General features: G+C 44.6%; 10 protein-coding genes, 1 other RNA gene and 1 pseudogene. 1 reads left to right on the top strand and 11 read right to left on the bottom strand.

Annotated elements, in window-relative coordinates; genetic code table 11:
• From DBT_RS10935 to DBT_RS10925, 3 genes are all read right to left on the bottom strand, one after another.
• Nucleotides 1-475 (bottom strand): VIT1/CCC1 transporter family protein (locus DBT_RS10935; RefSeq protein WP_083186783.1); only part of this gene is annotated, 475 nt, incomplete at its 3' end.
• Nucleotides 476-687: 212 nt separating this feature from the next.
• Nucleotides 688-990, bottom strand: a complete 303-nt coding sequence (locus DBT_RS10930; RefSeq protein WP_067620521.1) for a hypothetical protein — start codon at nucleotides 988-990, stop codon at nucleotides 688-690.
• Between the two features lie 386 nt (nucleotides 991-1,376).
• Nucleotides 1,377-2,768 (bottom strand): B12-binding domain-containing radical SAM protein, encoded by a 1,392-nt coding sequence (locus DBT_RS10925; RefSeq protein ID WP_083186782.1) that lies wholly within the window; start codon nucleotides 2,766-2,768, stop codon nucleotides 1,377-1,379.
• Between the two features lie 324 nt (nucleotides 2,769-3,092).
• Here DBT_RS10925 and DBT_RS10920 point away from each other — a divergent pair.
• Nucleotides 3,093-4,126 (top strand): annotated as a pseudogene (locus DBT_RS10920) (IS630 family transposase).
• 147 nt (nucleotides 4,127-4,273) lie between these two features.
• On the opposite strand, the gene ssrA reads toward DBT_RS10920, so the two are convergent.
• From ssrA to DBT_RS10880, 8 genes are all read right to left on the bottom strand, one after another.
• Nucleotides 4,274-4,626: a transfer-messenger RNA gene (gene ssrA / locus DBT_RS10915) on the bottom strand.
• A 62-nt stretch (nucleotides 4,627-4,688) separates the two neighbouring features.
• Entirely contained in the window at nucleotides 4,689-5,159 is a 471-nt protein-coding gene (gene smpB, locus DBT_RS10910) for an SsrA-binding protein SmpB (protein ID WP_141674286.1), read from the bottom strand.
• Between the two features lie 110 nt (nucleotides 5,160-5,269).
• Nucleotides 5,270-5,827: a pyruvate kinase alpha/beta domain-containing protein gene (locus tag DBT_RS10905; protein WP_067620515.1), complete on the bottom strand. Its 558-nt coding sequence runs from the start codon at nucleotides 5,825-5,827 to the stop codon at nucleotides 5,270-5,272.
• 12 nt (nucleotides 5,828-5,839) lie between these two features.
• Nucleotides 5,840-9,307, bottom strand: a complete 3,468-nt coding sequence (gene dnaE / locus DBT_RS10900; protein WP_067620510.1) for a DNA polymerase III subunit alpha — start codon at nucleotides 9,305-9,307, stop codon at nucleotides 5,840-5,842.
• A gap of 6 nt (nucleotides 9,308-9,313) precedes the next feature.
• On the bottom strand, nucleotides 9,314-10,870 hold the full coding sequence (gene guaA / locus DBT_RS10895; protein ID WP_067620508.1) for a glutamine-hydrolyzing GMP synthase: 1,557 nt from the start codon (nucleotides 10,868-10,870) through the stop codon (nucleotides 9,314-9,316).
• A gap of 45 nt (nucleotides 10,871-10,915) precedes the next feature.
• On the bottom strand, nucleotides 10,916-12,151 hold the full coding sequence (locus tag DBT_RS10890; RefSeq protein ID WP_067620505.1) for a M24 family metallopeptidase: 1,236 nt from the start codon (nucleotides 12,149-12,151) through the stop codon (nucleotides 10,916-10,918).
• Nucleotides 12,123-13,016, bottom strand: coding sequence for a lytic murein transglycosylase (locus tag DBT_RS10885; protein ID WP_067620502.1), 894 nt, complete (start codon nucleotides 13,014-13,016; stop codon nucleotides 12,123-12,125). The genes DBT_RS10890 and DBT_RS10885 overlap by 29 nt, the downstream gene beginning before the upstream one ends.
• Nucleotides 13,016-13,408: a secondary thiamine-phosphate synthase enzyme YjbQ gene (locus DBT_RS10880; RefSeq protein ID WP_067620500.1), complete on the bottom strand. Its 393-nt coding sequence runs from the start codon at nucleotides 13,406-13,408 to the stop codon at nucleotides 13,016-13,018. The genes DBT_RS10885 and DBT_RS10880 overlap by 1 nt, the downstream gene beginning before the upstream one ends.
• Nucleotides 13,409-13,428 lie beyond the last annotated feature (20 nt).

Here is a 13,428-nt window from a genome sequence, read left to right as displayed (position 1 = left end):
ATTTTCCTATACCGGCAATCCAGTCACCTATATAGTGAGTGATAGCTATAACAACCATAACGATTAAAAGATGTTCTAAAATTATTTTCCAAGGTTTTTCTCGTTGGGCTTTGGCCAGGATATAACTGAGCATTGTCAAAACAGAAAATCCCCAAGCAATGCTTACTAAGATCGCTTTTTCAAGCGGTAGAAATACTAAAGGGATGAGAAATGTAAAAGCAAATATAAATTTGGATAAGAATGTTACAATTGTAGATGCCCAAATTTGTTTCTGTGTATGAATATTTTCTGATTCTTCAGATACATGTATCCCCAAGGCGTCAGAAAAAGCATCAGCTATTGCTATAGTAATAATCCCACCTATCACAACTATTTTTGAATGGGTTCCAGAATGCAACCCTACTATGAGCCCTAGAGTAGTGATTGTTCCAGAGGTTAAACCGAACGAAATACCTGTCTTCAATGCATGTTTCATATTATTATTCATTTTTTCATCTAACGAGTTTTTATAAAAATATAATTTCCAGCCTGATTCCTTTCCGGAAATCTATTTCCCTTAAACGATCTAGTTACAGGAAAATCGTCGGAAACTCTGGACATCCGAACTCCATCCCTCCTTATTTTTTATTTTTTTACAACCTCATCTCATGTTTCAACATATTTTTATCAACTAAATCCAAATGCAAATCAGTGGATTTTGCTAATATTGTGCACTAAGCAGTAAAGAAGCCACTGGGTACGCTTGCCTCTGAGGGTAAAGCGGGATTTTCTCTCCTTTCGAACTATTTGTTTGAAACGATCTCGGTCCCTGAACCTGGGATCTCGTTTGCGAAACTGCCTATCTGCTATATAGGCATCTATTCCCTGGCTGAAGACCATCTCTATGTTCTTCTTTGTGTGAAACCCAGCATAAGCAGTCAACTTTACTTCCTTAAAAATATCTTCATCAGGAGACAACACCTTACAAGTCTTACTGGACCTCTCTATCATGGGCTTCAACCCAAATTATGCACTTCAAATGCCGCAAAAAAAGAATGCATATAAAATTTAATATGCATATCATAACATATGCTGAGTAAATACTTCACCTGATAGATCAATAGCAATTTTCACATGGTAACAAAGAAGTAAGCTCCATAAAAATAATTTTCAAGATTAAACTTTGAACTCGTCCGGTTTCAACTGTATATACATACATTCAAAGCCTGAGACCGTTTCTATTTTTGTCAATAATAAAGAATTGACTCTTTATTTCTTTACTATTGGTGTTTAGTGGGGACATGCTTCTGCACCTGAAATCGGAAATTAAGTTAGAACGTAATTTAATTCCTATATCATGCAGTATTTATGGAGAGCATACTATCAAATTTTCCGTTTCATGATTCCTTTATACAATTATGTCTATCGCCCCAGTTTCGCTTGAAGTCCGCGTATGCCTTACAGTTCAGCCGGAAATTGCTCCTGTATGATAGATTGCCAATCAAGGTGATCAGCGGTTGGCGGCCTTGCCACAAGTTGCCCCACACCCTGCGCATAATGCGCGACATGGAGTAGAAGTCCCGGTCGCAGGAAAGCATTTCTTCGATGATAACGTCCAGGGAAAAATGCTTATATTTGGCCACTGGGAAGGTCAGCGTGTAGTATTTCCAGTGTTCTGGGAACGAATCAAGGGCGATGCGATCCTCCGTTTTCATCTGCTTCCACAGGCGCGTACCAGGCAAGGGCGTCAAGAACAGCACGTTGAGATTGTCCACACCATACTGACTGGCCGCTTCGGCCACACGTTTACCGATGCCCGGTTTGTGTGCGTCCAAACCGATGATAAAAGACCCCACTACCAGAATGTTATGCCGTTGTATGCGTCGTACGGAGGCGCGGAAGTCCTGGCCTTTACGAAGGTTGAATCTCTTGCCGAGCTCCACAAGCCCTTCCGGATCGGGGGACTCAAAACCGATAAATACGCCTCTGCACCCGGCCTTCGCAGCCAACGCCAGAAGTTCATCGTCATCGGCGAAGTTAATGGTGACCTGGGCAACCCATTCCTTTTGCAAGTTCGCCTGTGCCATAGCGCGGAACAAGTCCTTTGCGCGGCTGATGTGTTCAGGACGTGTGCCGATGAGATTGTCGTCCACCACTAGAACACGTTTATCACGAATAGACTGAAATTCCCGCAAGACATCCGGAATAGGGCGTTGCCGGTAGCGGACTCCGTTAAACGCCGTCACGCTACAGAAATTGCAGTTCAAAGGACAGCCGCGTGTTGTCTGAATGGCCCCAAAGGCATATCTCCCAGTCAGCAAATCATGGCGGGCGAGTGGGATATCACTTATCTCGGCAAGCCCCCCGTCATACCGGCGCTTCAGGTTGCCATGTCGGGCGTCCTTCAGGACCTGCTGCCAGATACTATCGGCTTCCCCCGTAACAACTGAATCCACGCGTTCCATGGCCTCATCCAGGCACATGGTTGCATGAATACCACCCATGACGACGGGTATGCCCATATTCCGGAAGTACGCAGCCACTTCATAGGCGCGTGGTGCCTGTGAGGTGAAAGCAGTAATGCCCACAAGATCCGGCCGAGGCATGGCTTGATAGTTGGGAACTCCGAGATTCTCGTCCACGATCGTGATTTCCCACTCTGGTAGGGTCTTGCCAGCGAGAACCATAAGGCCGAGAGGTTTCCATACACGGTAACGGTTCCAACAGCTCTCCTTGAGGTTGACGATGCTGACAAGCGGGTTTGATGGATTGATCAGATATAGTCGCATGGTTTGTATTTACTCGTGATTGTGAATTTGCTATTCTGCTTCTTTACTTAATTTTACTCGATGTTTCTTTAATAAATGGGATATCGCGATCGCTATTCTTTGGTTTAACGCGTCTGTATAAAAATATATTTTCCAGCCTGATTCCTTTCCGGAAATCTATTTCCCTTAAACGATCTAGTTACAGGAAAATCGTCGGAAACTCTGGGGCCCCGAACTCCATCCTTATTTTTTCTATTTTATAACAACCTCATCTCATGTTTCAACATATTCTTATCAATTATTAATACCTTACAAAAGTAAAGCCACTTATGGTATATTAATTTTATGAAATGTAAGAGAGAATTTGACGGCAGAAAACTTGATCATAAGACCCTTGAAGCCATTCGTATGAGAGCAGTTCAGCAAGTTCTTGAAGGCAAAAAGCCAGAAGATGTTGCTGATTTTTATGGAATGAATCATCGGACTATCTACAGATGGCTTGAGAAGTATCATTATGGTGGCTTTGATGCATTGAAGGCCAAACCTGTTCCAGGGAGACCGCCCAAGCTTAATGCAAGTCAGTTGCAATGGTTGGCCAGAGCACTAAGAGACAAGGACCCAAGACAACTAAATTTTCCATTTGCACTTTGGACGTTGGCAATGGTGAAAGAACTGATTTTCAGGAAGTTTGGTGTGAGTTTAAGCGAGGTATCAGTAGGTCGCATTTTAAAGACCCTCGGTTTTAGTCCTCAGAGGCCCCTTTATAGAGCCACTCAGAGAGACAAGGCTTTGGTAAATGAGTGGAAAACCACAGAGTATCCTAAGATAAAAGCCAGAGCCAAGAAAGAAGGTGCAGTAATATTTTTTGGAGACGAATCCGGAGTGCGTTCTGACTATCATAGAGGCACAATGTGGGGTGAACGTGGAAAACCCCCGGTAGTTAAGTCCACAGGTGCATGTTTTTCATTAAACATGATATCAGCGATAAGCCCAAGGGGCCATTTTCGATTTATGACTGTTAAAGGTTCTGTAACTGCAGAGGTGTTTTGTGATTTTTTAAAACGTCTCGTCAATGGTATGGATCAGAAGATCTTTTTGATGTTAGACAATCACAGAGTTCACCATTCCAAGAAGGTAAGGGAGCTAGTATCGTCTTTAGAAGGGAAATTAGAGATATTCTATTTGCCTCCGTATAGTCCTGACTTGAATCCAGACGAGCAAGTTTGGAACCATGTGAAGCGCAAAGTTAGCCGGTCATTGGTGGTATCAAAAGAGCTTTAGAGAATAGAGTGATGGGAGCCCGCAGATCGTTGCAGAAGATGCCGGCATTGATTCGTTCATTTTTCAAGCATCCCTCATGTTGTTATACAATGGCATAATTACTGGCTTTACTTTTGTAGGTATTAATATCTCACCAGCGATAGTCTAGCTTTGTTTCAGGTTTTGGTGAGAATCGCTCGTGGGTAAGTGGTATGCATTTTAAGTAGGGTTGGAATAAGTAACTTATTGTAATAATGGAATTTTGTTGGTGGAGGCGGCGGGAATCGAACCCGCGTCCGAAGGCATTCCACTTAAGCTTCTACGTGCGTAGCCTGGGTCTTGACATTCGCCTGATGCTCCCCACCCAGGCAGGGGAACATGAGGCTAGCTTGCTGAATGTTCGCCATTCCAGACGCAAGCGATCCGGAATGACTATCCTGCCTGACCGTCACCCAATCTTAGCGGGCAGGCGCGCTAAGATGAGTGCTGGCTGTCTTATGCAGCCAGTGCGTACTCGTATTCTGAGTCGGCGTTTGTGTTTTTTCCCGATTTTTACGAGGTTCGGGGCCTCGGCACGCCACTTAAGCTTCCATACCCCCGTCGAATCCAATTCGCCCCCGGTATGGACGCTTATCTTGTATCACTAAACTAATGATTAGTATGCCTGGTGTCAAGCTGGGTTTATTTTATTTTGAATTTTTTTGCCAGTTCCCTATCTAGGTCCCTTCTTTTCAGTGCCTCTCGCTTATCATAGAGCTTCTTACCCCTAGCGAGAGCGAGTTCTACCTTGGCCTTTCCATTCCTGAAATAAATTTTTAGCGGTATTAAGGTATAGCCACGTTCCTGTACCTTTCCTGAGAGACGTTTGATCTCTCGTTTGTGGAGGAGCAATTTCCTGGGCCTTGTGGGATCGAGGCTGGTGTGGGTAGAAGAGTGCTTGTAGGGTGTAATATGCACATTTTGTAACCAGGCCTCTCCCCCTTTGAAAACTACATATGAATCAGTGAGATTGGCCCTACCTTCACGGAGGGACTTCACCTCTGGGCCCAGAAGGACCATTCCTGCCTCGATGGTGTCGTCTATATGATATAGATGCCTGGCCTTCCTGTTTTGGCAGACAATCTTTATGCCGTCATTTATTTTTTTCGCCATAAAACAACCTTTTTATGTTCCCTTCCTTCAACTCAACACTCAAAACTCAAAACTTCCAAAGTTCTTTTCCTTCAACTCAACACTTAAAACTCAAAACTCAACACTTTTTATTACCAGTCCCTTGGTTTTACGAGTATTTCCCTGACCTTTATGTCGAAAAGTCTGTTTGATGGTGCTGGTTTGATAATTACCGCGGTATCTGCACCATGGGCTGTACCTGCAATGGCAATGCAGTCCCTAGAGTCGATAAGCCCTGCATCCTGGGCCATCAATACAATCTCTACGCATACCTTCATGCCCTGGCCAAAGAGCCTGAGTGTGTTTGCTATCAGGTCCTGTTCAGAGTATCCTGTTTTTTCCCTGATAGCAGTGCCGATGTTTCTAAAGGCCATAGTGCCAGTAAAGACCTTTGCCCCAAATGATTCTATTTCTTGCCTGGTCTCAGGGCTCATTTCAAGGGTATCAGGCTCTTTGAAACCATAATTGTGAGTAACGATCACTGTCTTTTCAGACAATCCCTTTAGAGCCTTTGCAGCAAGGAGGCCGGTGGTTCCCTTGGTTGAGGCAACGACTACCTGTTTTATTTCTCTTTTTTTGCATTCATCAACCACTATATTAATCACGTTTTCCGTGTTCTTATAGCCAGGTTTTTCCAAATAAATGCTCATAGTAACCTCCAATTACGCGTATAAAACGCTAACAGCCTGATATCCAAGGATAGTCTCTACATCCTTAGCTAGGCTACTGTCTATTGAGGTATTATATTCATCCGGAAGTTGCAATACAACCCGGCCTTTACCTTCAATCGTGATGGCTAGCTTTGCAGTATATTGGCCGTGGTGCCTCTCAAGGACGTCCTTCAATCTCTCCATGGTGTCTTCTTTGACTTTGTCATGGTGAATCTCTATGATTACGCCAGTAGCCCTTTGATGCAGGGCCTCTTCTAAGGGAAGAAACTTTTCTGCGATTATTTTGGCATCTCCTCTGTCATCTGCCTTTTTGAATTTTCCCTCTACCCATAGCGGTTCGTCTAGGTCTATAAGGGCCTTGTGGTTTTGATAACACTCAGGAAAACACAGGACTTCCAAGGAGCCCAGTTGGTCTTCAAAGACCACAAACGCCATCCTTTCTCCCTTTTTGGTCTTTGTCTCCTTTTTTGACCTTACGATACCGCACAGTCCAACTGTCATGCCATCTTCCACGCCCTTTACGGATTCCGTGTTGTATGGCGTGAGTTTTTTTATCTCCTTAAGATAAGGGTCTAGAGGATGGCCACTAATAAAGAATCCAAGGGCCTCTTTTTCATAACCAAGAAGCTCTGAGGAACTCCATTCGTCAATGTCGGGAATATCAAGTAGCGTTACACTGGGTTTGTTGTTCTTGGATGAACTGTTCAATGCGCCAAACAGACTCTTTTGTCCGGATGTCCTTTCTTTTTTGGCCTTTTGTGAAAATTCTACTGCCTTTTCCAGTATATTCATGAGTTGAGCGCGCCTATAGCCAAGGGAATCAAAGGCACCGCACTTGATAAGGCTTTCAAGGGAGCGCTTGTTTACCTTGTGTGGGTCTATCCTCCTTAAAAAGTCCTCAAAGTCCTTGAAAGGACCATTTTTTTCCCTTTCCTCAACAATGGACTTTATGGCATTGGTCCCGAGATTCTTTACTGCAGAGAGACCAAACCTTATACCTCCATTTTCTACAGTGAAATCCACATCACATTTATTTATGTCAGGAGGAAAGATGCCGATTCCACGGGCCTTACAGTCGCTTATAAACTTTAAAACGCCATCGGTATTCCCAAGTTCATTTGTAAGTAGGCTCGCCAGAAATTCCACTGGATAGTGGGTCTTGAGCCATGCTGTTCGGTAGGCGATGAGGGCATAACATGCAGAGTGGCTCTTATTAAAACCGTAGCCTGCGAATTCCTGTATCAACTGAAAGAGTTTTTCCGCCTTTTCCCTGTCTACGCCTCTTTGGGTAGCGCCCTCTAGAAATCTCTCTCTTTGGGCCTCCATGACTTCAGGGATCTTTTTCCCCATGGCCCGCCGCAGGATGTCTCCTTCACCAAGGCTATAGCCTGCTACCTCCTGGGCAATTTTCATTACCTGTTCCTGGTAGACAATAACCCCGTAGGTCTCTTTGAGAATAGGTTCGAGTTCTGGGAGTAGATATTGGACCTCTATCTCACCATGTTTGCCCTTGATGTATTGATCCACCATTCCGCTCTTCATGGGGCCTGGTCTGTAGAGGGCCACAACTGCTATGAGGTCTGTAAATTCAGAGGGCCTTAGTCGCCTTAAAAGGTCTTGCATACCGCTACTTTCAAGCTGGAAGACCCCTATGGTGTCTCCTCTGCAAAGAAGCTCATAGGTTTTTGGATCATCAAGGGGGATTCTTGAGATATCTACTTTTTCCCCAGTATTTTTTTCAATGAGCTTGAGTGCGTTTTCAATGACGGTCAAGGTCTTTAGGCCCAGGAAGTCGAACTTTATGAGCCCAACCTTTTCCACGCACTTCATGTCGAACTGGGTCAATGTTTCCCCTTCCTGGCCTTTGGTCAGAGGGAGATATTCAACTATGGGTTTGTCAGATATGACTACTCCAGCCGCATGGGTTGACGAATGTCGTGGAAGGCCTTCAAGGGAAAGCGCAATAGAGAATAGTTTAGAGACCTCTGGGTCTTCTTCAATAAGTTTTTTTAGCCTTGGCTCCTGCTCCAATGCTGAGGACAGATTTATGCCCAGGCCTTCTGGAATGAGCTTTGCAATTCTGTCTACCTTCTGATATGGAAATCCAAGGGCCCTACCTACATCTCTAATCACTGCCCTGGCATTCATCCTTCCGAAGGTGGCAATCTGGGCTACGTACTTGCTTCCCCCATACTTTTGGGCCACATATTCAAGGACCTTATCTCTGTGCTTCATACAAAAGTCAACGTCAATATCAGGCAGACTGGTCCTTTCAGCGTTTAGAAACCTCTCGAATACCAGGCCGTATTTTACTGGGTCGATGTCTGTGATGCGCATGGCATAGGCCACGAGGCTTCCTGCAGCTGATCCTCTTCCAGGCCCCACTGCTACGCCGTGTGATTTTGCCCAGTTTATGAAGTCTGCAACAATCAAAAAGTACGATGCAAAGCCCTTTTCCTTGATAACCTTAATTTCAAATTCAAGCCGCTCTTTGTATCTGTCTCTTTCTTCTTTGTCTGTGATACCTAGCTCTTCTAGACGCCCATTTAGTCCGTCTCTTGCGAGTTTTTCAAAACGTTCTTCGTAGGTTTCGCCCTCTTTGAGTGGGAATCTGGGAAAGTGATGCTTACCTGTCTCGAGTTCTACATTGCACTGTCTTGCAATGTCCAAGGTATTTTTCAATGCCTCGGGGCAGTACTGGAAGCGCTCTGCCATCTCTTCCGGAGACGTGAAGTAGAGGTCTCTTGTGGTAAAGCGCATCCTGTCTTCATCGTTTACAGTCTTGTTGGTCTGTATGCACAGGAGAACATCGTGCGCATCTGCATCGTCTTTGGAAAAATAGTGGCAGTCATTTGTTGCAACCAGAGGAGCCCCCTTCTTTTGGGCCAGCTCCATGAGGCCTTCGTTAACTATCCTCTGTTCTGGTATGCCATTTTCCTGAAGTTCCAAATAGAGCCTCTCGCCAAAGATTGCCGCATATTTTTCAAAGGTCTTTTCTGCCTCTTTGAGCCCACCTCGAAGTAGGCTATGGGGGATCTCTCCGTGGAGGCATGCAGTCAGTGCAATTAGGCCTTCGTTGTATTGTTTAAGGGCCTCAAGGTCTATTCGTGGCTTGTAGTGAAAACCCTCTAGGTGAGCAAGTGAGACGAGTTTTAAGAGGTTCTTATAACCTGTTTGGTCTTTTGCGAGGAGTACCAGGTGATAGGCTGCCTCTCTGGAACTTCTGGCACTCTTATCCTTCATCCCCTTTGGCGCCACATATACCTCGCAACCAAGGATGGGTTTTATCCCATGGGAAATGGCGTTTTCATAAAAGTTTAAGGCCCCGTACATATTACCATGATCCGTCATTGCAAGGGCCTCAAAGCCATACTCCTTTGCCTTGGGAAAGAGGTCCTTTAGCCTTATGGCGCCATCAAGCAGGCTGTATTCAGTGTGGAGATGAAGGTGAGTGAACATCTCTTGTTACTCCCATTCAATGGTTGAAGGTGGCTTCGAGCTTATGTCATAGCAGACTCTGTTTACGCCATCTACCTCGTTTATTATGCGCATGGAAAGTCTTGCAAGGACATCGTATGGAAGTCGAGTCCAGTCTGCTGTCATGGCATCAACGCTGTCTACGACCCTAAGAGCAACAACATGATCGTATGTCCTCTCATCTCCCATAACACCGACGGTCCTAATGGGAAGAAGCACTGCAAATCCCTGCCATACCTTTCTGTACCATCCGCTCTTTTTTAACTCTTCTATGACGATAGCGTCTGCCTCCCTCAAAATTCTGAGTCTGTCTTCTGTGATCTCACCGAGTATCCTAATGGCGAGCCCAGGTCCTGGGAATGGATGCCTCCAGACTAGTTCTTCTGGCATGCCGAGTTCGAGGGCGAGTTCTCTGACTTCGTCTTTAAAGAGTTCCCTTAAGGGTTCTACGAGATCGAGCTTCATTACCTCTGGAAGCCCACCGACATTGTGGTGACTCTTGATGGTAGCAGAAGGCCCTTTGAACGAAACACTTTCTATGACATCAGGATATAGGGTCCCTTGAGCTAGGAACTCTACTTTGCCGATCCTTTTGGCCTCTTCCTCAAATATCTTTATAAACTCTTCACCGATGATCTTTCTTTTTTTCTCTGGATCAACAACGCCTTTAAGTTTCTCAAGGAACCTCGACGAGGCGTCAACATAATCTACCTTTAGTCCCAATTTTTTGAGAAACGAGAGTACTGTTTCCGCCTCGTTTTTTCTCAAAAAGCCATTGTTAACGAATATAGAGGTGAGGTTGTCTCCTATGGCCCTTGAGACGAGAAGGGCAGTTACTGTGGAGTCAACTCCTCCTGAAAGGGCGCAGATGCACCTACCATTGCCTACCTTTTCCCTTATCTCGCGAGTGGCCATCTCCACAAAGGAGTGCATGTCCCAGATGGGTTCACAATTACAGATCTCAAAGAGAAAATTTCGTATGAGATCAGTGCCGATTTCAGTGTGTACAACCTCTGGGTGAAACTGTACGCCATAGATGGGGCTTTCGCTGTGTGAGATGGCAGCAAAGGGGGTTGACTCGGTCTTCGCAATGGAGACGAACCCTGGAGCCAGTTCTTCAATCCTGTCTCCATGGCTCATCCAAACCTTGTATGTAGAAGAGCCAACGTTCAATCCCTTGAACAATGGACTGTCTTTTACTATCTCAATCTGTGCTGGGCCATATTCCCTCTTTTCACTCCTCTCGACCCTTCCGCCAAAGAGGTGGGTGGTGAGCTGCATCCCGTAACAGATGCCAAGTATAGGACAACCTAGATCAAATAGCTCCTTTTCGACCTTTGGGGCTTCTTTGTCATAGACACTTGAAGGACCACCAGAGAGGATTATACCCTTTGGGGCCATTTCACGGATCTTTGAAACTGGCAAATTAAAAGGGTGTATCTCGCAGTAAACCTTTGCCTCTCTGACTCTCCTTGCAATCAGCTGAGTGGTCTGAGAGCCGAAGTCAAGTATCAGAATGAATTGACTTTTGGGGTCGTTTTTCATTTTCAATCTCCTAATTCAATTCTTTTTTGAAAACGCTGAAAGCGTTTACTGATGGGCTTCGTAAACGGCATGGCCTTTGCCAATCCCTTGAGAAGTTACTTTTCGCTGTGTCTCTGTCAACCTCTCAAATCCGTCTTCAGTGACGACAAATGTATCCTCTACGCCAACTAAACCCAAGCCCGGCAATACCAGTTTTGGTTCTAGGGCCAATACCATCCCAGGTTTGAGTATCATTTGATTATCTCTTGAAATAAAAGGATATTCATCGATTTCAATCCCCAGACCATGACCTATGAATTGGACCTTTTCGTCACATCCCATAAAATTTTCAAAAAAAGGGCTTGATTTCATAAAATCAATAGAAATCTGGTAAAGAACGCCTGCGACTACTCCAGGACAAAGTTCGGCCTCAAGTCTCTCCATGAGTTCAATCATGGTATCCAATCCCCTTTCCAGGGTGTCTGGAAGGGCCCCTATGGAAAAGATCCTTGTCTCATCACCTAAATAGCCATTAAAACACCCACCCAGGTCTACGCTAACGGGTTCACCAGGGCCTATGATCCTGTGGCCAGAGCCCATTCCAAAAGAGGGTGAAACCCCGGGGCCTCCAGCAGGTGTAAGGGTAAATGAAGAGATGGCACCGTTTGCTCCTGTGAGGATTTGGCTCATGGAAAGGGCATTTCCCTGTGCCACTCTCATTCTCAAAAAACCCTGATGTCCGTTTTTTCTAAGAATTGCCTCAATGCATGCTGCAAATTCCAGTTCATCAATGCCAGGGGTGAGAAGGGCAGGTATTTCACTCATGGCCGCGTCTATAACCCTGCAGGCCATGCGTATCTGCTCGATCTCCCAGGGACTTTTTATTGCCCTAACCGTGCGAATATAATGGGTGCAGTCTGAAAAATTTGCATTTGAAAAGAGTTTCTTAGAATAAAAGGAGAATAAGCTGTGGGGTATGACATCAAATGTGGTCCAAACCTCTTGGGCCTCGGCAAAGCCATCTTTTTTTACAAGTTCAATTAAGTGGGTAAAGTTCTTGATTCTTTTTATATTATTTAGAGGGGATTCTTCCTCTGCCCGTCTTGAGGATCTCCATACATAAAAACATGGGTCCCCTTTTACTGGTATAATGAGGTGACCATCCTGTACTGTCCCTGTAAAATAGTATAGGTCTGCACTGTGCCTTATGATGGCAAGGTCACCGCCTTTTTCCTCCATCAATTCCTGAAATCTATTTATGCGGTTTTGAATCTCAGTTTTTGGAGTGAACAGTTGTGTCATTTAGTCTTGTCTCGATCCTTTTTGCCACGCGTAATACTGTATTTGCGTATGGTCTTGAGTAGTTATAGGTGAGGATTACCTTGAAGGCCTTTTTTTCTGTAATGTCCTTTGACCAGCCGTTTTTAACAAGGTAATTGGCCATGCTTGCAAGGGCGTCTTCGAGGGAAAATAGGTCTACCTTGCCATCTCTGTTAAAATCTACACCAAACCTCAAGACACTAGAGGGCATGAACTGACAGAGTCCAAAAGCACCGAATGGAGACCCTTTTATAGAAACGGGATCGATGTCGTTTTTTTTCGCATAGATCAATAGCGCCTTAAGCTCTCTAAAGGCCCAGTTTGCCTTTTTTTTCGCCTTTTTCTTGAAGAGTTTCATATAGTTCTTGTCATTTGCAACACTTTTTGGCAGCCAGGGTTTAATCTTTTCTAAGTCTTCTGATATCGCCATACTGGAGAGGATATTAAATATTCTGTACTTGCCAGTATAATTTCCAAGATCTGTTTCAACTAAAAGGATAGCAGCCTTTATCGTAGCGGGAACACCATATTTCTTTTCAACTTTGTCAAAAAGCTCTCTGTGACTAGCAATAAATTTTGTAGCCCTATCTATCCTTTCTTCTCTTAAAAATTTGGAATAATTGAGTTTGGCCTCTTTATGGAGCAATTTTTTGGGCATGGTTTTGGGTTCGAATTTGACCTCGCTTCTAGAATAAAGAGTTTCAAGACGAGCTCTATCAAAGCCTTCTTGTGAAAGCCTTGTAATAAGACCATCCCATAGCCCAATATCTCCTGCAAGAGCGCAGGTGTTAGTCAAAAAGGCCAGTATCAGTATTTGAAAACAGATTGAAAAGGCTATTTTAGACATTAATCGCCCAAGAATTTTAGCCATACAGAACGGGTTCTGGGACCATCGAATTCACAGAAGAATACCCTCTGCCATGTCCCGAGACAAAGACGTCCATCTTCCACTATGACAGTTACACTGGATCCCATGAGCGAGGCCTTTATATGGGCAGGGCTATTTCCTTCGAGGTGTTTGTAATCAAAGGACCATGGAACGATTTTATTTATGACTTCTAAGATATCCCTTTTGACAGCAGGATCAGCACCTTCATTAATTGTCAGTCCTGCAGTGGTATGCGGGCAATAAGCTACGAGTAAACCGTTATTTTTGTCCTTTACTGCGTCTGCGAGCTCTTGGGTGATATCAATGAATTCTGTCCTTGATTCAGTAGATACTACAATTTTGTTCAAGATTTTTCCTCCAAGTCCGATAT

The sequence above is a fragment of the Dissulfuribacter thermophilus genome (assembly GCF_001687335.1).
Taxonomy (GTDB): Bacteria; Desulfobacterota; Dissulfuribacteria; order Dissulfuribacterales; family Dissulfuribacteraceae; genus Dissulfuribacter; species Dissulfuribacter thermophilus.
This window is presented reverse-complemented; position numbering and strand designations above follow the sequence as displayed.